14 protein-coding genes are annotated in these 21111 nt (G+C 53.9%); 4 read left to right on the forward strand and 10 right to left on the reverse strand.

From position 1 onward, the window contains the following. Positions 1–9: 9 nt before the first annotated feature. The 4 genes from DS878_RS07950 to DS878_RS07965 form a co-directional block, all read right to left on the reverse strand. Complete coding sequence (locus DS878_RS07950; RefSeq protein WP_113815406.1) at positions 10–1122, reverse strand: AI-2E family transporter; 1113 nt, start codon at positions 1120–1122, stop codon at positions 10–12. A gap of 135 nt (positions 1123–1257) precedes the next feature. After that, a complete protein-coding gene (locus tag DS878_RS07955; protein WP_113815407.1) occupies positions 1258–6534 on the reverse strand; it encodes a DNA repair ATPase in 5277 nt (1758 codons plus the stop codon). An 84-nt stretch (positions 6535–6618) separates the two neighbouring features. Continuing rightward, positions 6619–8622 carry a flotillin family protein gene (locus DS878_RS07960; RefSeq protein WP_113815408.1) on the reverse strand — a complete coding sequence of 668 codons (2004 nt, stop codon included), beginning with the start codon at positions 8620–8622 and terminating at the stop codon, positions 6619–6621. A gap of 42 nt (positions 8623–8664) precedes the next feature. Beyond that, positions 8665–9291, reverse strand: a complete 627-nt coding sequence (locus DS878_RS07965) for a hypothetical protein (protein ID WP_113815409.1) — start codon at positions 9289–9291, stop codon at positions 8665–8667. A 203-nt stretch (positions 9292–9494) separates the two neighbouring features. Here DS878_RS07965 and DS878_RS07970 point away from each other — a divergent pair, with 203 nt between their 5' ends. The 4 genes from DS878_RS07970 (at position 9495) to DS878_RS07985 (ending at position 12143) form a co-directional block, all read left to right on the forward strand. Beyond that, entirely contained in the window at positions 9495–9899 is a 405-nt protein-coding gene (locus DS878_RS07970) for a YjfI family protein (RefSeq protein WP_113815410.1), read from the forward strand. A gap of 14 nt (positions 9900–9913) precedes the next feature. Continuing rightward, positions 9914–10609 carry a PspA/IM30 family protein gene (locus DS878_RS07975; RefSeq protein WP_113815411.1) on the forward strand — a complete coding sequence of 232 codons (696 nt, stop codon included), beginning with the start codon at positions 9914–9916 and terminating at the stop codon, positions 10607–10609. A 45-nt stretch (positions 10610–10654) separates the two neighbouring features. Continuing rightward, on the forward strand, positions 10655–10984 hold the full coding sequence (locus tag DS878_RS07980) for a hypothetical protein (RefSeq protein WP_113815412.1): 330 nt from the start codon (positions 10655–10657) through the stop codon (positions 10982–10984). A 64-nt stretch (positions 10985–11048) separates the two neighbouring features. Then, positions 11049–12143, forward strand: coding sequence for a rhomboid family intramembrane serine protease (locus DS878_RS07985; protein WP_113815413.1), 1095 nt, complete (start codon positions 11049–11051; stop codon positions 12141–12143). Between the two features lie 27 nt (positions 12144–12170). Here DS878_RS07985 and DS878_RS07990 read toward each other — a convergent pair whose 3' ends face one another. The 6 genes from DS878_RS07990 to DS878_RS08015 form a co-directional block, all read right to left on the reverse strand. After that, entirely contained in the window at positions 12171–12614 is a 444-nt protein-coding gene (locus DS878_RS07990) for a DUF4124 domain-containing protein (RefSeq protein WP_113815470.1), read from the reverse strand. A 149-nt stretch (positions 12615–12763) separates the two neighbouring features. Continuing rightward, positions 12764–14380, reverse strand: coding sequence for a hypothetical protein (locus DS878_RS07995; protein WP_113815414.1), 1617 nt, complete (start codon positions 14378–14380; stop codon positions 12764–12766). 355 nt (positions 14381–14735) lie between these two features. Further along, a complete protein-coding gene (locus DS878_RS08000; protein WP_113815415.1) occupies positions 14736–16058 on the reverse strand; it encodes a hypothetical protein in 1323 nt (440 codons plus the stop codon). A 2-nt stretch (positions 16059–16060) separates the two neighbouring features. Then, complete coding sequence (locus tag DS878_RS08005; protein WP_113815416.1) at positions 16061–19504, reverse strand: toxin VasX; 3444 nt, start codon at positions 19502–19504, stop codon at positions 16061–16063. Then, complete coding sequence (locus tag DS878_RS08010) at positions 19497–20426, reverse strand: DUF4123 domain-containing protein (protein ID WP_187298756.1); 930 nt, start codon at positions 20424–20426, stop codon at positions 19497–19499. Before DS878_RS08010 ends, DS878_RS08005 begins: the two co-directional genes overlap by 8 nt. Further along, positions 20419–21111 (reverse strand): bacteriophage T4 gp5 trimerisation domain-containing protein (locus DS878_RS08015; protein ID WP_410003463.1); only part of this gene is annotated, 693 nt, incomplete at its 5' end. The genes DS878_RS08015 and DS878_RS08010, both read right to left, overlap by 8 nt.

Genomic DNA, 21111 nt, shown 5'->3' on the forward strand with positions numbered 1-21111 from the left:
CAAGTCCCGCTATCGGGCAATCACTTTGTAGACCGGCCTGAGTTTGGGAATCTGCTTCAGAACGACCTGAATAACGGTCATCAGTGGCACCGCAAGCACTACACCCACCGGCCCCCAAAGCCAGCCCCAGAAGAAAATGGAAACAAATATAATGACCGGGTTAATCGCCATGCGAAAGCCGTGGATCCAGGGTTCGATAAAGAAACCCACCATGGTAGTCAGGGCAAGATAACCCACGGGTGCAATCGCCATCATCCACAAAGTGTCCAGGCTTACTGCAGAGACAACCGCCAGCAAAAGAATAGTGAGAATAACACCCAGATAAGGGATGAAACGCGCCAGACCTGCAACCAGGCCCCAGACAGCAGGATCGGGCAACCCGACCGCCCAGGCCATAAGCCCCGTTGCCACCCCGACAGAGGTGTTGCTGATACCCAGAACCCCCAGATACTGCGCAATCTGATGCTGGGAATCTCTGGTGATCCGGAGCACTGTCCTGCGATGACCTCTCGGCAACTGCCTGACAAAGTTACGCACCAGTCTGTCGCCGCTGACCAACAGGAAGTAAGTAAGTGCCATGGCGAGAGCGAGACCCGCCAGACCATCCCGGGCTTTGCTCATTAACTGAGCCCGCCAGGACTCAGCCTGCAGAACAACGGTGGTTGGCTCCTGACCTGTACTTTCACCACTTCCGTCCGAGAGGCCACTGACAGACTCCTCCACTTTCTGGGCGGATTCTGTCACCCTGCTGATCTGCCGTTTAAGCTCACTTTCGCCGACCAGCAAACGGGAAATGCCTTCGGGAGCCTTACCTGCCCACTCCAGCGCCGGTGTGGCAACCGCCATAGTGACACCTGCGATAGATGCAAGTAACAGCAACACCAGAATCAGCGAACTGACGACTCTGGGAATGTGCAGACCGGAACACATGCGCGAAGCCAGAGGCGACAACAGCAAGCTTGTCAGCAGCGCCAGCACCATCGGCAGAATGATCTGATGAGCCAGATACAAGGTATACAGCACACCCAGAATGAAAAGACCGTAGATAGGCGTGGAAAGATCGGTAAGTGTTTTTCCGGTTTTGGGACTGGGTTGTTGACTTGAATTCTGATCGTCATCCATGGGAAGTCCCTGGCCTGTCAGCCGGCAACGCTTACGAGCGCGACCAGCATCAGTTAATATGCCACCAATACTCTGACTGGCATGCGGTCAGACAGTGTACCTTTGGAAATGCAGGATCCTCCACTCTGGTTATATTTATTTCCTGACACCAATCGTCGTTGGATCCAGAGTTGCCAGCCTTTCTTCCAGCTCTCTGGTAACTTCTAAAACACGGCTCATTTCGCGCTGGGTTTTCAGATCCAGGCCCAGCTTGCCATCCATGAGCTTCAGCAATGGAACAATGGATTCCTCAAAGATTCGGGTAAACGCCTTGAGAGCCTCACCTACCTGGGGAGGGCTGTCCAGGTTTACCGTAACTTCCGGAGCCAGCTGTACAGACTGCAGGCCTTCGGCCAGACCGGTTTCCAGGGACCGGGACAATTCACCAATGGCTTTACCGAGATCAGGCTCCGAGTCACTCTTGCTCGCCAGACCAGCGACTAACTGCTGCCCCAGTTGCTGCATTTGCTCGGCAATCACACCGAGTTGGCGCACCACTTTCACGCCGGTTTCTTCATCCCCCCCGGCCTGTTGACGGCGGCGATACTCTTCGCAGATAGCCTGCCAGCGGGCGGCCTCAGCTTCAGTCAGGGTGCCACGCATTTGCTTGAGTTTAAGCAGGTTCTCTTCTGCCCCCTGGGTCAGCAGCTGGGATTCGCCCTGGTAGTGATCGTCAATCAGGGCATCCAGTTCTTTATCGCTCATAACCGGCGACAGTTTTTCCGCCAGCTTGTTCATGTTCCGGTAACTGCCCTGCAATTTGAAGGCAGGCTCAGTACGATAGGCGTCAGCCTGGGCACTGGAGGCAATGTACGCCTGGTTCACCCGCAAGACGGTTTCCCGAACACGCATCATTTTCTTCAGCAGAGAAACAATTTCATCCCGCTCAGCGGCACTGTAGTCATGCTCGAAATCGGAATCCGCCACGGTTTTACCTTCAGCCACATCCGCAAATCGGTAGAAGTCCGCCATACCCCGGGTCGCCAAGGGTGCCAGTACCCGGTTGGCGCTCAGGCTATTCTCTATATAAGACAACTCAAAAGCATGCTCCATGCCCGACAACACATCACCCAGGTTGTAGATATCCGCCCGGTTCGCCAGCATATCCGGCACTTTGAACATTTCGCCGCTTTCGGTATAGGGGTTACCTGCCATCACCACACAGAACCGTTTGCCACGCATGTCATACGTACTGGTTCGGCCACGCCATACGCCTTCAATACGCCGGGTGCCGTCACACAGGGAAATGAATTTCTGCAGGAATTCAGGGTGGGTATGCTGGATGTCATCCAGATACAACATCACGTTGTTGCCCATTTCCAAAGCGAGGTTAAGCTTGACCAGCTCCGCTTCGGCAGTGGAATGGGGGGCTTTTTCCGGGTCGAGCGAGGTGACATCGTGGCCTAAACTCGGGCAGTTGATCTTCATGAAGATCAGGCCCAGGCGATTGGCAACGTATTCCATCAAGGTGGTTTTACCGTAACCAGGTGGTGAGATCATCATCAGCAAGCCAGACTGATCAGTGCGGCGGTCCTCACCGGCAGTCCCCATCTGTTTGGCCAGGTTGTCGCCGATGATCGGCAGATAGCTCTCGCTGATCAGCTTATTGCGCACAAACGACGACAGTGGACGGGGCCGGTATTCCTCAAGACGTAACTGCTCGCGCCACTTTGCCAAAACCTTATGACGGACTTCCTGTAACTGTTGCCAACCGGGAATGATTTCCTGCTGGTGATAACGGAGGCGTTCATCGAACTCATCCAGTTGCAGACTCAGGGAACGCTCATTGATGCTCGCGTGCTGACCCAACAAACCCTCGACCTGAAACGCCAGTTCAACACTGCGCACCGCAGTAGAGATAGCGTCTCCGGCGTTGAGCACGGCCACCACTTCCGGCAGGTAATGCAGTAAATGCTGCTGATTGGCCTTGCCCATCCAGGCTTTTACCCAATGGCTGGTAATGCTCCAGCGCGCGGCAGGGTTACCGGCCACCACATTCAAGGCATTCTCATATTGGGAGAACTGATTATCCCGTTTCAGAGCTTCGGTAAAGTCTTCAGCCAGCTCTCCGGCATAACGGGTAATTTCAAAGGCTTCTGCTTCTTCCGCCAGCTGTAAAACCAGATACCGGGCTGCGGATTTCAGCAGAGTGCGTTCGGTACTGCCTTTTTCAGTTAACGTGAGCCCATGAATCTCTACAAATTCCGACAGTTTTGGCTCAAGCTCCTGTTCCAGGGCCTGCAGCAACTCATTGGACTGCATCATGCGGCTCAGTATGCCGGCCGACAAACAACGGGAGCGCAGCTGTCGGGCATGTATCTGCTGTTGACTCAGCTCTGCCCAGAACAGAATGGCCAGCGCCCGGGCATTCGGGCTGAAACGCAGTAATCCGGCATTCTGAATGGCGGGCCAGAGAGTGCTGACAAGCAATGCGGCATCGTGGTCATGGATGCCTTTTTCATAGCCTTCACGGTAACGAGGCGAGGCAAAATTACGAATATAACCCGTAAGTTCCTCAATATTAGCAACGTTCACGGGTAGATCAGGCGATTTCCGGAACTCTTCAATCACCAGTGCCGCCAGATACTCAGCCCGATATACCTTGTCGGACTCAGACGGCTGGCTCATATTCCAGTAGCCCCGCAGGCGATCCAGTTCCGGCTCATCCAGCCGTTCATAATACTGGGTGCCGGTCAGATGCAGCAGTACGTGGTCGTCCCTGGGAATCAGGGTGAGATCAAGATCTTGCTGGTTCACGCTGAATTTGTGCTTGCCAAGGCGAATAACCGCACCACCCTCTTCGAAGATGTCGGCCTTGTCCCGCACGCTTCGCAGAGCGGTATCCTGAGCGGCTTTCAGCTGACCAAGGCAATCGTCAGCTTCCATGGCTGCGCCCAACTCGCGCAGTTCTTTCGCCATACTACGCAGACGCGCCACCATGGCATCCGAGGCAAAGAAAGCGTGCAACTCCTCCGGGCTGGTAAAACGTTCGGTACGGCGGCTGACATTTTTCAGGATACGCTCCGCAGCATCCGTCAAAGTAGTTACTCGGCGCTGCTGTTGGTCCTGAAGTTGCTGGCGTCTGGCCTCAATGCTTTCGTGGGCATTCTCACGCTGTTCCAGAACGGCAGCAAGAAACTCATCGTACTCGCCAAACTGGCTTTCCAGCTCTTGCAGCTGATCCAGCATACGGGTCATCAAGCCATCACATTCCCGCACCTCAGTCAGCGCACTGACACCGTTCGCCAGGCTCTGTTCAAACAGCCGGATCCGGGCGGCAAACTGAGCCCGCGCCTCAGCACTGCCCTGCTCTTTCAGGCGAATTTCTGCTTCTGAACGCTGCTGATTGATACTGGCGTATATCCCCGAAATGTTATCGGTAATGGCCGTTTCCAACGCAGCATCATCGCCCGCCATAGAAGCCAGCATGCCCTGAATCATATCCAGGCCAGTGGTCAGCTCCCGGTAACGCTCCACAATTTTTTTCAGGGCATCCCGGCTTTCGGCTTCAGTCAGTGCGGCTTGCAATTCTGCCAGGGTATTGCGGTAACCCTCTAAAGCTTCGGGCGAAGCGAGGAAACGGAACGTTCGATCCGTCAGCCGCTCTTCCGCCTCCGCCAGTTCCTTTTCCAGGGCCTCTATGCGGTCTTTGTCAGCGTAGCGCCGATCGCTCAGCGTCCGCACCCTGCCCCGGTGTTCCCGCAGCCTGGCCAGATAACCCACAAACTGGTCTGGCGTTTTCCAGCTATCCGGTTTCAGGTCCCGCATCAGGGCACTCTGAACATCGGCCATTTCGCTGATAGCCGTTTCTGTCTGGGACCGGATACTCTGAACTTTTTCATATTCATCCAGCACCAGCTCGGCGGTATTACGAATAGTGGTCAGCTGCTCATGCAAGCCGGAGACCAGTGCTTCATCCTGCCTTGCCGTCAACCAGTAAAACTGGTCAAGAACACGGTCTATGGTACGGATCAGTGCCGTGAAATGCCGTTCGCTCGCACTCCTGGATTCCACCAGAGTAATGACCGTGTTCAGTTCGGCAATGCCTCGCACCAAATCAGGGTTACCGATACGGGCCAGTTCGGAATCATTGGCAACACTGGCCTGTGCGTGGAAACTCTCTGAAGTAAACGGTGTTTCCCAAACCTGCAGAGGGTGTACCAGAGCGGGCTCGCTAGCGGCATTAAATATGACCAGATGCCCGTTTTCAAAAAGCGCATACCCATGGCCGACCAACGGCACATCCGCTTGTTTACGGATCAGGTTGTAGCGGAACAGAATGACCTGCCCGGTGAGCTGCTCGAAAAATACATACAGCACATCCTCACCGTTAGGCGACCGCAATGAACGCTTGAGGCGGAAGTCTCCTTCCGGAATCTGGAAGGTTTTCAGCTCACCGGTGGTGAGGTAGTAGCCGGATGGGAAGATCAGGCCATGATTATCCGGTAGCGAGGCCACAGAACCCGCCATGCTATCCACCCGTTCAATTTTCCTCTGAGTACGGTTGAACAGGTAATAACGCCACAGTTTTTCATTGAAGGGCAGAATCCGGACCAGAAGAATCTCGCCCAGGTCCGCGTATTCAAAAGTGGCATCGTCCAGAGACTGGGAATCCGATTCTACCGGGTCTGCATAAATGCCTTCCCCGGTGGCGGTATTGTTTTCTACCTTGAAGGTAATATTACCCCGCAGGTTATCCACAAACAGGGTGTCGGCAATGTTCAGGTGTGGAGAACGACCCTGAACCTGCAAATCACGGCCAACGGTTTTCCAGGGAAAGCTGAAACGTTCAGGAAACGTAAGATCCCGCTCCCCCCGATTGTCGATATAGCGGCTGACATCGCCGCCCGGCGTCAGTTCCCAGCGGAAGATCCGCAGGTCATCCAGTTTGTCGCCGATGCGAAACGCCATCAGTAACATACCTTTGAGGATGACCAGCTGAGACAAGGTAGCGGTATTGTAGTATTGCTGCAGTTCCCGGAAGTCGGTGGCAAACCGGGCGTCCTTCAGGAAAGAACCCTCAATGCCAGCTTCCGTCATTTCAAAACCATCGTCACCATCGCTCAGGTGATACAGGCAAAAGACGTCATCTATTTCCAGGGTTTTACGCAACCCCAGTTGCAGGTTAAAGCCAAAAAGAAGCTTATCGCCGAGGCGCACCACATCACGGGCTATAGCGTTGTTTTCGGTTCTTACCCGGGCGCGCCCAAGCACATTCATGCCGGCACTGCCAAAAATCTCTTCGCGGGCCTGGTTCAGCCCGCTCACCTGCTCCCGAAGCTGTCCACCCTGCTCTTTCAGGCGGCGCTGAATGGTCTCAAAAGCAGAACCTTCCTGGACAATATTTTCAAGGCCGGTGCGATCAGTCGACATACCAAATTATCCTGAACTGAGGGAAAACCTGAACGAAAACAGGTATCACCAGCACCAATTCAGGCACTGGTGACACCTCTGGCTTTAAGCAGTTTCAGAGGAATTACCGGATTTTTCAGCAGCAACCCGCCCGGCAATGCCCGCCAGGGCCGATTGCAGCGATGGTGCTTTGTCCAGCACTCCCTGTACGCTCTTGCCATAACCCATTCCCTGGGCGAACTTCTCGAAGATACCGCCATCACCACCGATCATTTCAAACTTGGCATCCTTCAATGCGGCAGCCATTATCCGGCCATTTTCCAGAATGCCCGTCTGGTGAGCTTCAATCTTGGCCATTACTTCTTTCTCATGAACTTCCAGGTTCATACGGAATTCTTCAAAGTGACGGGCTTCTTCAGACATGCCATCGTAGGCTTTCAGCTTCTCAACCAAACCAGATGCCTCAGCCTTGGCCATAGCTTCGCGAGCGTCTGCTTTCGCCCGGCCCATGCGTTCCTCACCTTCGGCTTCTGCCAGCACCATAGCCTTGCGGGCATCGGCTTTAGCCAGACCCAGCTTCTCTTCCCCCATGGCTTCTGTTTCGAGGCGATGTTCGAGTACCCGGACTTCAGCCATACCAGCGTCTTCATCTGCCTTGGCGGTAGCAGTTTTAACCTCGGCGCGGGCCAGACCGTCAGCGCGAATAGCTGACGCCTGAGCTTCTCTAACCTGCGCTTCAGCGAGCCCGTCAGAGGCGGACATCGCCTGACGACCACGAGCCCGTTTTTCATCGGCAATAGCTTGTTTCTCAGCTGCATCCAACTCGGCCTGAGCCGTGACGCGAATCTGTTCAGCTTCCAGCTTGGAACGCTCGAAAGCCGCTTCTGCCGCCTTCACATCCTTCAACTTGAGTTCATCGGCATCGGCCTCAGCCCCAATCACTTTCGTGACCTTCAAGCGCTCTGCTTCAGAACGGTTGCGAACATCCTTGATGTTTTCTTCTTCTTCAGCCACGTTGCGCTCAACCGCAATCCGCTGGCTGGTAATATCAGCAATTTCCTTGCGCTCACCTTCAAGCGCTTTTTCCATACCAATCCGCTCAATTTCAACCGCACGCTCACGATTTACATCTTCCAGCTCGCGAGCCTGGCGAATTCGCACTTCTTCGATCTGCACCGCCCGCTCACGAGCTTTCATAGCCATTTCAATCTGACGCTGCTTGTTCTCTTCCGCAATAGCCAGCTCTTCATCAGTTTTTATACGAGCAGCTTCGGCACGGGCACGCTCCTGTTCACGCACCTGTTCGGTCTCGGAGGTTTCACGAGCCTGCAGCGTTTCTATTTCACGGCGCTGACGAGCCTCTGCGTCAGCCTGGCTGCGCTCCAGTTCCAGTGAAGCTTCACGGGCAGATACGTTCTTCCGCTGAATTTCCAGCTCTTGGTCACGCTCTAAGCGATTTGTCTCAACATTATGGAATGCCGTTATTTCAGTAATCCGCTTGATACCTTCAGAATCCAGAATGTTGTTCGGATCCAGAGACGTTTTTGGCGTCTGCTCCAGGTAATCAATAGCTACGTCTTCAAGGATATAGCCGTTAAGATCTTCACCAATGGTTTCAATGATGGAGTCACGGAAGTGTTGACGCTCTTCGAACAGCTGCATAAACTCCAGCTTTTTACCAACCGTTTTTAATGCTTCGCTGAATTTGGCGTTGAAAAGCTCATTTACCGCATCACGGTCAGAAGCACGCCCGACCCCTACAGATTTAGCCACCCTAAGTACGTCTTCCGCGGTTTCATTAACACGCAGGTAGAAGGCAACTGTAATATCAGCACGCAGATTGTCTTTACAGATCAGGCCTTCCTTGCCGGTGCGGTTCAGCTCCAGAGTGATGACCGAGATCTTCATGGTTTCGGCGCGATGAATAACCGGCAATACCATCGCACCAGTAAAATATACCTTCGGCGTAGGAGACAAATCGTTCACGATCAATGCCTGCCCCTGGTCTACCTTGCGATAGAACGCCTTGAACAGGGCAAGCACACCTAATATCAGCAATACCCCAACACCAACGGCTGTGAGTAACGGTATCATCCACGACAAATCCATCCAGAATTCTCCTAAGCTGGTTATAAAGGCATAAGCACTGGGTTATCCGGCAGAATCACCGGAATAAAATTCGGATTCCGGAACTACCCACCAGGCATTTTTATCCGGAATATGTTCAATAATGACTGCCCGTTGACGATGGGAGAGTGGTGAATGGCTACGGATCTGAAGGACAAGGTGAGCGCCATCAAGAATAGCCTCCCCGCGACCAGTGGACTCCGTAACCCCTGAAGAAATTACGACACAGGATGTACCAACAATCCGCTTTTGAAGCGGTGGCAGAAAAGCCCTGCGAAACAGAGGCCTCAGCGGACGTATCACAACAGACGTTGCCAGTACCCCGACCACAAAAGCCGCAAAAATAACGGCGACTCCGTATAACCAGTGCAGCAACCCGGGGGGAACAAGAGCCCCGAAAATCAGATCAATAAAATAGCTTGCCAGCCAGCCAAGCAGAAACAGAAGTGTGAGTACCAACGGCAGGGGTACACCCTGAAGCCCCAGAGTAACCATCAGGCCACTAAAGTCACCACTGGCATCGATATCGCCATCTGTATCTACATCACCCATACCCAGCAGCGATATCAGCCAATAGACGATGGCCACGCACAACAAGATGGAGAAAACCATCGTTGGAAAAGAAAAGGCTACAGAGAAGAATGTTTCCATACGTGCCCAGGCACCCGTTCCGATAAACCTATTAATTGACAGTTTGTGTCAAACGAGGATGTCGTTATAACGCATACAAACTATTTCTTGCAAATGTTTAATCGCAGGGTATAGACTCGAATCATTGACATAAAATGTCAAGTCCCATTAGAGGTTCGCCCGAGTCGGCCGAATCTGTTCAACGCCACAGGAAGGAGCTATTTGTGGATATTCAAACTCTCACCCTGGCTTTGGGTGACTCTACTCACGCTGGCCGAACCTTCGACGTCATGCCCATAGTTGGGGAAGAACCGGTACTTCAGGTTACAGTTTCCGGAGCAGAAGAAACGCCGGTATACGTTACCGTGACCGACACTCAGATTCTGTGCCTTGTGTATCTTTTTGATGAACAGGAGTTGAATCCGGAACGTTTGAGTGAGCTGCATGAAAACATGCTTCGCATCAGTGTACCCATGCCTCTGAGCGCACTTGGTAAAACTGGTGACCACTATGTGGCATACGGAGCTCTGAGCCCGACCTCCGGGGCTGCTGAAATCATGCAGGAACTGGTCACGCTGGCCGAGAATTCAATCGACCTGTTGCAGACATTTGAAGACTACCTGGCTTAAGTGAGGACTGAAACATGAGATCCGTACTGAATAAAATTCTGACTGCAATGCGTGGTGGTGTTAACGAGCTGGGCGAAGCTGTAGTAGATAGCCAAGGCAACCGCATTCTTGAACAAGAGCTCCGGGATTCCGAGCACGAACTGAAACAGGCCAAACAGGAGCTGGCCGCATTGATGGCTGAGTCAGCCTCTCTCGCCCGGCAAATCCGCTCGGAGCAGGATAGCGCCAGTAAACGCGAGCAGGATGCCCGCAAAGCCATCGCTGCCGGCCAGGAAGATCTGGCCAGAGAAGTAGCAGAACGCATTGTTGGCCATGAGCGCCGTGTAGCTGACCTGGCACAGACCCGGGAATTGCTGCAACAACGAATAGCCGGCCTGAAAGAGCGGGTTCAGCGGGCAGAGAAACAACTGGCCGATTATCGCCGTGAGCTCCAGGTAGTCAAAACCAACGAGCGGGTGCTTCGTACCACTGCCCAGATTGACACCAATATCAACAGCCAAAAATCGTCCCTGAGCACAGCCAGGGAAACTCTGGAACGCATTCGGGAGCGCCAGGCTCGCGAAGAAGACCGCCAGACAGCCAGCGCCACGCTCGAAAAAGAGCTGACTGGCGCCGACCTGGACGAGAAGCTTAAGGCCGCTGGCATTGATAGTGAGCAAGATGCGGTAAACAGCGTGCTGGCCCGTCTCAAAGACAGTCCCGCACAATAAATCCGGCGCCCCCTCCAGGGGGCGCCCAATTTTCAGGTTATGTCCATGGCAAGTAAACCGGACTGGTCAAAGGAGGAGAAAGCTGTCCAGGCAGTACAGATGGCCTTTGACCTCTCCAACGATATTCAAAGAGCTTTTCGGGTGTCTGCGGCAATGCAGGACATGACGACCTCCGACATGGTACGAAAAGTTCTTCAGCTACCGTACAGAAGAGGCAGAGCCCGCCCCCGGTTGACCATCACTCTTAAAGATGAAGACTTCGAACTACTTGCACGGAAATACGGTCTTGACCCGCAAGACAGAGCAACAATCCGCCAGAAGGTGTCAGAGGATTTACAGGGGTTCGCTCGCAACTATCTGACCGACTCTGAGTGATAACACACTCCAGCCTGCGCCAACGTTGATACTGAAAATGCGGTTTAATCAGGAATAGGATTTGATGCCCAGAACACGCACCACACATTGCCCTTCATGTGACACCGCTGGCCTCGTGGCCACAAGCAATCCCTCAATCCTGAACTGCAAGCACTGCCATGGTTTGTGGTTTGAAGACGGGTCGCTGAACCAGGCCATTGCACAACAGCATGATTTTATAGACCAGTACAACCACGAGCTTCATCTCGGCCCGGCCCTTCGCACCAGTGACCGCCTGTGCCGGCGCTGCCGGGTGCCAATGACCCATTATCAGCTGCTTGCACACTACGCCACCGAAATCGACTGCTGCCCCGACTGCGATGGTGTCTGGCTCGATAAGCATGAAGTGGATCAGGTGATGCTTTCGCCCAAACTGAAGCAGGCCTTAACAGACCTGAACCAGAAAGTGAGCTGGAAGTCCTGGCTATTTCAGTTCCTGACGGCGATGCCGGTGGAGTACAACATACGGCCCCACCGAACCCCTTGGGTTACACGAACTCTGGTTGTCCTGTGCGGTCTGATTTTCGGTGCAAGCCAGCTATCACCTGCGGCTAATGAATGGGTTTTCCTCAATCTTGCACTGAACTCAGATACACAAAGCCCCACCCACTTTGTTCTACAACTACTGACCTACCAGTTCGTACACGGTGGCCTGATGCATCTGGCCGGCAACATGTATTTCCTGTGGATTATCGGCGACAACCTGGAAGATGCCCTCGGACATACTGCATTCCTTGGGATTTACCTGTTTATGGGAGCGATGGCTGCATTAGCAGAACTGCTACTGTTCGACACCAGCCAGGGCCCTTTACTGCTGGTTGGCGCCAGTGGTTCGATTGCAGCCCTTTTCGGCCTTTACCTGATGTGGTTCCGACACGCCAGCCTCACTTTCATGATCATCATTTACCAGAAAAAGCTCGCACCGCAGTGGTACTTTCTGATCTGGAGTCTCATCAACCTGTTCGGGATGCTCACTGCACAGGGCGGCGTGGCCTGGGTGGCCCACCTCGGCGGATTCATGCTGGGGCTTTTACTTGGTTATTTGCTCAGAGATTACATATTCAGGAAAAACCCGTTGATAGCTATGCTGAATGAGCCGGAGGCTGTGGTGCAAAGGTGAAAACCTGCGATGCCAGCGAACGCAGACTCAAATGTCGCACTCACTCTGGACGTGCGCCCGGAATTCCTTGCGAATCTGCTCGTTTTCTTCATCATTTACATAAACGCGCTCGCCATCCTTGTTCAACCTGTATAGCCGAGACACCCTCTCAAGGTATTTCATACGTGCTACCAAATCCTCACACCTGGCTTCCCTCTCGGCGGCCAGAGCCTCTTGCTCGGCGCGGGCCTGTTTTTGAACCGCACGTTCCTTTTCACTCTGCTCGACAAACTCGCTCATCCGCTGCTTGCGCTCACTGACAGCCGCATCCACCGCTGGCCGTGCTTTTTCCAACTGCACCTCGCTGGAAACAGCATTCGCAGGTGGCCGGTCACCAAAGTGCGTCTGCCCGTTCTCATCAACCCAGCGATAGGCTTCGGCCTGGGCGACGGAAGCCACTAACAAAAGAAGGAGAACTATAAAGCCTTTCATCACTTGTAATCTCTGCATTGATAAATTTGCACATTTTAGCCAGTTACGAGGCTCATTGCGTAGGTATTGGATCACCCTTCCCGGCAAAATCCCGATCCCAAACGGGGATTGAACTAGCGCCATGGATGATTCGCCAGCCTCTGCTGGACTTAACCCAACATAAGAAAAAGCAATATCAAGAAGGCAATAAAGCCAAGACAAATTCCAATGACAGCGCCCGAATTGCCAGGATCTTTATCGAGTGCGGGCTTGCCCCGAGCCTGATCGCTCAGAAATACTTTAAAGTCCGAGATCAACTGAGTGTTGGAGGTTCGAACGCCGGTATACCAAGCATCCGGGAACTCAACCGCTTTCTTCGGTATAACGATAGGAACGCACATCGAACCAAAATGAACCATTCCATTCAACACCAGGCTGTCTCGACGCGGTATTCCACACGGAAGATCGGATGCCAGTACTTTCAGATCTTCCAGCACCTCAACAACATAGCCCTCGGGTACTTCGCCATGTATCAGTACAGGCACCTTGTGTGGTCCGCAGGGCATCGCAGCTAATAATGGGAACCGGATATCATTGACATCTGGATGGAAAATTTTGCCCAGATTGTCAGGACGAAAGGGCCTCACGCCTGCAAACTGACCGAAAACCAATGACACATGCGTGCCCAGTTCCCTCCCCTTCCAGAACAATATCCAGGCAATGGCCCGGACCATTTTCAAGCGCAAGCATTCCGGCACCGGATGCCGCCCCGGTGACTTGGGTAACCAGACCTCATCGGAATAGTCGGTCAGAGCCAACCCATCACCGCCTAGCCATAGGCACCAATCGGGATGATCCTCGAAGAGAATCCGAAATTTCCGGCCCTCAACACGATCCAACCCCTTATCTTCCGAGCCTTCTATTTCGGCAAAAACCTGCCCCTTGCTGACTTCCAGATGAAGCCGGTTTGAATCCGGCATAATCTCATTATTTAGCTCCCGCTCAAGGTCATAGAAAGAGGATAGTAAAGCATCATCAATCAACGAAGGATGGCGAACATATGTATCCGGAATAACGCCACCGCCCGCCTTTTCTTCACCCCCGGTCAACGGCGTAAAGTCATAGCACGGCCTCGCCCACCTATCGAAGAGCTCCATTTCACCTTTCGTCAACCGACTGCGCCTGCGTGCTTCCGGAAGCGAACTCTCCTGCCCAACGAAGATAAGGCTATTCCTGTCATCGTAAATCAGGAATTCATCGGCGACTTCGAGATCAGAGTGGCTGGAAACACGGCTGATTTTCCAATATTGAGATCTAACCTCAACTGAGCAACCTTCCCTGTTTTCACCCTGCAAAGAATAAAGTCGGGCCTGATACAGCCGCTCCTTTCCGCCCTCCACTGGCACTAGAGCAGTCATTCCAAACAGCTCCGTAAGCGACTGATTCATGATGATCTCGGCACCGATCCAGGTTAGCCAAGCCCCCAGCATGTATGCGTTTCTGGCAAGCTCTCTCAATGGTTCGGGCTTGATGAATACATCGGCTCCCTCAGGAATGACAAAGGTTTCCAAGGCTGTATGAATCTCGTTAGCGTCCGGGCTTGCCAGAAAGCTCTTACAACCCTCAACAGAATAAAGCATCGGCAACTCAAGCTCTTGGCGTTTTTTGATAAACACGGTGTAAAACACAACATCACCCCATTCCCGGATGAGCTTCAGGTGGTCACCGTTGTTCAGCGCCTTGGTAAACTCCGATAATGCAGGTACAGACAGATCTTCCTTGGTCATTTGGGGACAACATCCTTTTATTGCCTTGTTAACGATCTAGTTCCGAGCTCGATCCTGAGTCAGTAACATGTTCTGAAAATCACGAAATGCCCTCAACCCACGGATCATTGCCCCTCTCTGTTTTGGGATCCAAAGTTCCGTGGGAAAAGCGCATCTTTAGCACTCTCAATCTGGTGCTTCGCTCATGATGCATGGTCCAGTTATTACCACTTCTTATTAAGAAGTTTATGTTGATTGTCTTACTTGAATCGTTCGTATTCGAGCTAGCTCATATCCCGCCAGTATAAAGGAGCCCGCCCCTTCCTTTCGTCCCGGGTGGTCGGGACCAACTGGCAATATGCCTGTGGAGCAGTGATCAAGCCTGGTAACGACCACGCCCCCTTTTGCTCCGTTGTTTAGCCTCACGCCCGGCCTGCCACTCAGACACCGGCCCCATCCGGGTGAAGCGCAGGCCTCGCTCATAAGCACGGGTAAGTTGCTGATTCAGGCTCTGGAGAGCCTCGGATGGTTTGGCCCACTGATCCTGGGGCAGAGGCGCAGACCAGGCTTTCAGTTCTTCGGGCAGGCTCTTCAGGGCCAGGGTCTTGATGCGGCGTTCGGTGATGATGTGGGCCAAGTAGCGCTGGAAGAACCAGTCACCCACTTTCTTGCCCAGCCAGGGTAACAGGGACATGTCTTTGCGGGCCTGACGGCACTTGGCTTTGTAGTGGGCCAGGGTTTCATCATCCTTTGGATCCGGGCAGGCCTCGGGGCCGTTTTCCATAAACTGACGAATACACTCCCACTGGGCCAGGCCGGCGGTTTCGTGGCCCACGTTGATGCTGGCCGCCGCCAGGGCCGATTCCGGGTCGTCCGGTTTCGGAATCGCCAGGGTCAGAACTGTGTGTGTGGCCATCAGGCTGGGGCCCATGTTGTGTTTTGTCTCGATGTAGGCGACCAGTTTTTCCCAGGGGTGGATTTCGTAGATGAGTTTGGGATCGTGTTTTTTCTTCAGGCGGAGGGCGATGAAAAGGTAGGTGCCGACCACCAGAACCTCAACCATTAGAGCTATCAACAAGTAGCTCCGTACACGTTGAACGTATTCCTCTGGATTGTTTTCCAAGCCAATAGGCGCATACAGAACTGCAGCTATTGTGAATGCGATCAGGATATACGCAATTCCGGCAGTATTTTCTGTCCAAAAAGGTAGTTTGAACTCCTTTCCTTCGGTCCAGCGCGGTATGGCGATCTCCCGGCGCTGCCGGTTCAGCCTCACCGGAGGTGTTTCCTTCACCGCCTTGTTACCTAGGAAATGCATGTACAGGCCCCAAGGCAAAGAAATAAGAAGATTCCCGACAAGCATGAACAGTGGTGCTTCCCAATCCCAGTGACCAAACTGGTTCGGCCCTACTATGAACATAAAGCCAAAGCCTAAAAACCCAATGGATAACAGGCTCAGGCTCAAGAACATTAAGGAAAACTCTGCGCCAAACAACAGATTGCCATTCTGCAAATCCAGCCAAGCTTCATTTTTGCGCCGAATCCAGGCATTCACATCCACTGCCCGCTCCCCCGTAGCCACCGGGGCCGGACTCAGGGCCAGTAACTCACCCTCTTCGCTGGTGCGATGCACCCCAGGTTCCCAGCCCGGCTCAGAAGATGGGAAAACGGTTGAGGAATTCTCGTTGGCGTTTGTCATCGTCATAATTTCTTGGGTTCGCTTATCAGGGCATGGTATTTGATGATCAAGACGTTCAGACGATGGTCGGGCTTATCCAGCCTGTTTACCTGCTGCCACCTTTTGGCCTCGTTGGCTCCGACCATAGGTAAATCGCCCTGTTCGTGCAATATGAGCTTGTAGTGATACGCCTTATCAGCTTCCGGCAACCATTCCGAGGCATTGGCCGCCTTGTAGCGGAAGGCCAGGTAGAACCCATCTGCGGTCTCCAGGTCGGCTTCGGTCAGGGACAACTCCAACGCAACACCCGCTGCCCCCATGCTCTTTTTCGTGATCGCCTGCGCCCAATAATCGTGGTCAGGGTCCCACATGGTGCCTTCCTGCCTCAGTACCGCCCATTCCATGTTATCGGCGTCCAGTGCACTCAGCCCGGGTAATTCCAGCCGCAAGGCACAGTAGCTCGTCCGCCCGTCCAGAGCGGACTGTTCTGCTTTCACAGACAGGGTGGGCTGGTAAATGGCCCTGGCCAGTTCGTGGCGTTGCTGATCCGCGCCCCAGCCTTTGGCTTCCTTACCCCAGGCACCGTGTTCACACCAACGTTGCACGTCTGTACGTCTGAAATAGCTTTGTACCCAGTTGCCAAGGCAGACAAACGCAGTACCAATCCACAGGTAAACATTCAATCCCCGAAACAGGCCACCAGCCAATGACAGCATTCCTCGGTTGACCGATTTCCAGGTGATATCGGCTGAGGTTTTGCGAAGGACGTGGTAAATGCCAGCAGACCCAGTTCTGGCCATTCGCCAGCTACCAGCCCCAAGCAGGCTATCACCGGCCAGCGTAATGCCTGCTCCGGTTTTTACCCCAGCGCTATTATTCGCGTCAACGATCGCAAAGAACTGTTTTATTCCATCAGCACCTGCCGAGAAAAACCCAGCCCACGCCGCAATGGTGCCACCCCAAACATTCACCCGGGCCAACCGCGTCAATACTTCATCGGCCTGGGATATGGCCTGGTAGTAATAATTCAGGCGGGCACTGCCGACGATGGTCAACACACTGGCGGCCGCGCCGATTGTGCCCGTAGCTCCGGAAAACGCGTCTGCCCAGCTGCCATCCGGATCGTCATTTGTCAATTTTTTGATTGCATCCCATGTTCCAACGGCCCCAACCAATCCCATAAACGACACCAGACCCAGGCCTCCAATACGTTTCGGCAGATCCAGCGTATCCTGCCCGTGGATCATGCCCCGGCCATAATCCATCATGCGGGTAAGCCCACCCCGATCTCTCAGGCGTCTCAGCTCATCCACTTCCGCCTGCACAGCACGGCCGTATGCGGTGCGGGTCAAGCCGCCTATCAAGAGGGCCCCGCTGTGGTTTTCTCCCTCAACCGGAGACGTATCCATCAGTTGAAAGCCTCGTTCACGAAGCTGATTCGTCAGCTCTTTCTTTTGAGCACGGATGGCCCGGATCTGTTCGTCATACTCTCGCTTGTATCGGCGACGATCCCGGGTACTGGCCTCGCTATGCCGCTGCTGAAGGCGATTTTCATTGTCCAAAACCTCCTCACGCAATTTCGCTAGCCGTTCGATTTCCTTCACGAGGGATTCATGCCGGGTCAGGCTGTCGGCACCCGCAATCTCCAGATCAATCTGGTACAGCCTCTGGTTCTCGAAGATGTGGGCGCGCAGCCCGGGATCCATACGTTCGAACACTTGCTTCAGCCGCCCATGCAGATCGGCGGCATCCGCCGCCTGTACTAACTCGAACACCGCCAGTCGACCGGTAATGTTGAGCTGGGCCAGGTGATGACTGAGCTGTGCGGCAGCGCCCTCCGAAAGCGATGGAAATTGCAAATAAGGGCTCTGCTCAACCAGTTGAACCCATTCCTTGTATGCTGCAGGAGCGTGCCTGGCATCCATAATGGCTTTCAGGCCATCGATAACGTCTTTTAACGTGCCAGGGATAATCTCGGGCTTCAGGTCCAGCGAGATCAAATGCTGATGCCCAACCTCCTCAAAGTAGAATTGTTTCAGGAACGAAAAATCGCCCGAGGATTGTGCCCATTCTGTAAGAACCGCAATCAGCCCATTATCCACACCTAACAGAGCCATGTAACTGGCGTCGCTTTCCCGGTCATACAGGTGACCATGCAGGTAAAAGGTGGCCAATAATGACTGGATATCGGTGACGATCCGTCGTTTTTCCTCGGAGAATTTCGCAAGGTGCTGGTGAGCCTGTTCCAGATAGGCGTTCATGTCATCCAGCTTTACCAAATCTGCAATACCTTGCTCGCCACCGAAATCGGAGCCGTCAACAAGGTTGGATTGATAGTCTGCCATGGACTCAACGATATTCAGGACTTCGCGCTGTGACAGTCCCAGGTCCGTTGCCAGCGCGTCGGCGGCATCACGCATTTTGGTGACCCGCTCCCGATCCGCTGGCATGTAGCTGTAGGTGGTGGGGCCAGCTACTTTTCGAACACTTTGCTGATAGTCCGGGAAGTCTTCGATCAACTGCTTTAGCCGGGCATGTTGCTCGCGGCCGCTCTGAGCAACCTTCTCGAACAATGCCTTGGCATCTTCATCCTCAACCTGCTCCGAAAACGCGCGGGACAACTCGGCCACTCGTTCATCATCCAGGCGAATCAGATCGCTGATAAAACGCGCCGAATAGTATTTCGCGTCCTCGGCCTCCAGCCACGCGTTATGGTTGGTATCCACAATCGCCCAGGCATCCAGCAGGTCGCTGATATGGCCCATCAGGTCATCAACCACAAGGTACGCATGGTCCAGATCATAGGCGGGTAATCGATGGGCGAACGGCTCGGATCCTTTATCCAATGTGTTTTGGGCCCAATACCATGAGGGGAGATGAGCTTTCCCATCCATGGGCACGGTTTGGGCGTCCGGGTGGGTCAGCAGCGATTCCAGACTTGCCTTGCTCAACAACTGGGGCTTGCCGTTGATGGGGCAGTAACCCGATAAGCTCACTCGCTGCATCACCTCTCGGCGGTAATCTTCCCAGCGCATCAGCATGCTGCATTTTTTTGCGGTCAGCTGTGTGGACGAGAAAAAGACATCGATATGCCCACGGCGAGGTACCACGATGGCCGGTGTATCCGGGGTGCCGGTACGCTGATCCTGAGCGGCTTCGTCACCTTGCCATAAACGTTTGGTGACCGCGCCGCCGTCTTTGACTTCGTATTCATGCAGAATGTTCGAGGCATCGGAATGGAACAAGTACAGGTAGCCGTCCCGTATCTGCCGAATGCCAATCGGCTGAAATTCGAGATTAAACCCAGGCTTCAACGAAGGGTGTTCTGCAGCCTCATCGGCATAAGCGTATCGTACCGGAATCAACTGAATATCCGTTCTGGTTAGCGGGCAGGCACCTTGTCCGGTGGCACTCGCCAGACTCGCCCGGTCGGCAGCAGCAATGGGGCTCGTAACTTGTTTACCCATGGATAGGCTCTCCTTGCACTTGGGTTGCAGCCGAGGCCATAGCGATCATCGCTGCTTCTCTGGCCTGGGCTTCTGCGGCCGCTCCTGGCCACCGATAAAAAAGGGCGTGAATATCAGGGGTCTCTGTTTCCCATCGCGACAGCTCTCCCTGATAGCCGTACACGGTGCACCAATGGAGCAAGGCCTGTAGCGATTCATAGCCATTGGCCAACGCTTGCTCCATGATGGTCCGAAGGTCCTTGATCGCAACCGGTCTGATCTCTGACGCAGCTCTTTCCGGGAAATAGGTCTCAAGGTGCTGCATCAATTTGACCAGCGTGGTACGTAGATCCGTGGCCGTTAAACCGCTGAGGGTGAGTTCACCCAACTGGAATGGAGCGGTAATTTCTTTGTTGGTTCCAGCACCAGCCTCCGGCAACCATTCCGGGCGGGCCTGAACATGCCAGCCATCCCACAGGGCATCCGGGAGCGCCACCCCCGTGAACGGTTCCCAATATTCAGGCACCCCGCCATGACCAGAAGGTGCCAGCAATAACCTGGCAACCGTGGGGTCGGAGAACCGCAACATGACGTTGTGTCCCAGAGGGTGACACGCGGTGATGAACCGACGCAGGTGGTCGGCTACCAGCTCCAGTGGTTCGTTGCTGGCGATACCGTAGCCCCACTCGGTGATCTTCCCTTCCTGGAGCAGTCGTTCCAGCAACGGATGGCCCGGTTCAGTGCGTACCAACAACGGTGCAACATCGCGAATTGATGCCCATTCTGTACCATCAAACAGATTGCCGTAATCCGGGGCTTCGACAAGTTCGTACAGCCAGCGTTCCGTATTTTCGCGTTTGCTGCCATCGACAAGAACGTAGTCGCAATGAATATCCTGAGCCTGAGTACTGCTTGTTGAAGGCCCTTCGAAAACATCAAACATCGACCCCACCATCTCCCGATGCGTTCTCTTCCGCCTGACAAATGGAGGTCAAGGCTTTGCCTTCCCGCAACGCACGAATCTGAGCTTCCGGTTGCGCATCGGCCCGCTGCCCTACCTCCGCCAGTGCCACCGGCTCTACAACCCCACCCGCAGCCGTTACCAGCCCTGGCATCTCCGGCACCTGCACCTTCTGCCCACTGCCTTTCCCTGCTGCCCCACCAGCGTTCATCTTGATACTCGCGCCTCCCATGGCCACACCACTGGGATCGATCTTTACGAAGCTGCCACCGGCTTTCAGGGTGATTTCAGCACCTGCCTCTATAACAGCTTTCTGGCCGGCTTTAATGTGCAGTTCGGTTCCGGAGTCACTGAGCCAGGCGGTGCCGGCTTTCAGGTGCAGGGTGCCGGTTACGTTAAAACTATGATCCTTGCCGGTTTGTTCACGCTTTTCTCCATCGATGGTGTGGTGCGTACTGCCTTTCACATGGCTAAAGCTGCTGCTCCCAACGGTCAGATGACTGTCGTTCCTGATGACTTCCGTGCGGTTGTTTTCCGTTAGCAGGTCCAGGTCTTTCTGGGCATGGAGGTAGACCTGTTCTTTATCCGCTTCGTCTTCAAAACGCAGTTCGTTGCTGCCTTCGCCCTTGTGGGTTTTGGTTTTCAGGGTGGTGCGGGTTTTGTGTTC

This window comes from Marinobacter sp. F3R11, assembly GCF_003318275.1.
Classification (GTDB): domain Bacteria; phylum Pseudomonadota; class Gammaproteobacteria; order Pseudomonadales; family Oleiphilaceae; genus Marinobacter.

Coding starts and splice junctions, on each gene's coding strand:
- DS878_RS08000 (WP_113815415.1), bottom strand. CDS start 16,058: ATGACAAACGCCAACGAGAATTCCTCAACCGTTTTCCCATCTTCTGAG.
- DS878_RS07990 (WP_113815470.1), bottom strand. CDS start 12,614: ATGAAAGGCTTTATAGTTCTCCTTCTTTTGTTAGTGGCTTCCGTCGCC.
- DS878_RS07955 (WP_113815407.1), bottom strand. CDS start 6,534: ATGTCGACTGATCGCACCGGCCTTGAAAATATTGTCCAGGAAGGTTCT.
- DS878_RS07985 (WP_113815413.1), top strand. CDS start 11,049: ATGCCCAGAACACGCACCACACATTGCCCTTCATGTGACACCGCTGGC.
- DS878_RS08005 (WP_113815416.1), bottom strand. CDS start 19,504: ATGGGTAAACAAGTTACGAGCCCCATTGCTGCTGCCGACCGGGCGAGT.
- DS878_RS07960 (WP_113815408.1), bottom strand. CDS start 8,622: ATGGATTTGTCGTGGATGATACCGTTACTCACAGCCGTTGGTGTTGGG.
- DS878_RS08010 (WP_187298756.1), bottom strand. CDS start 20,426: ATGTTTGATGTTTTCGAAGGGCCTTCAACAAGCAGTACTCAGGCTCAG.
- DS878_RS07995 (WP_113815414.1), bottom strand. CDS start 14,380: ATGACCAAGGAAGATCTGTCTGTACCTGCATTATCGGAGTTTACCAAG.
- DS878_RS07980 (WP_113815412.1), top strand. CDS start 10,655: ATGGCAAGTAAACCGGACTGGTCAAAGGAGGAGAAAGCTGTCCAGGCA.
- DS878_RS07965 (WP_113815409.1), bottom strand. CDS start 9,291: ATGGAAACATTCTTCTCTGTAGCCTTTTCTTTTCCAACGATGGTTTTC.
- DS878_RS07950 (WP_113815406.1), bottom strand. CDS start 1,122: ATGGATGACGATCAGAATTCAAGTCAACAACCCAGTCCCAAAACCGGA.
- DS878_RS07975 (WP_113815411.1), top strand. CDS start 9,914: ATGAGATCCGTACTGAATAAAATTCTGACTGCAATGCGTGGTGGTGTT.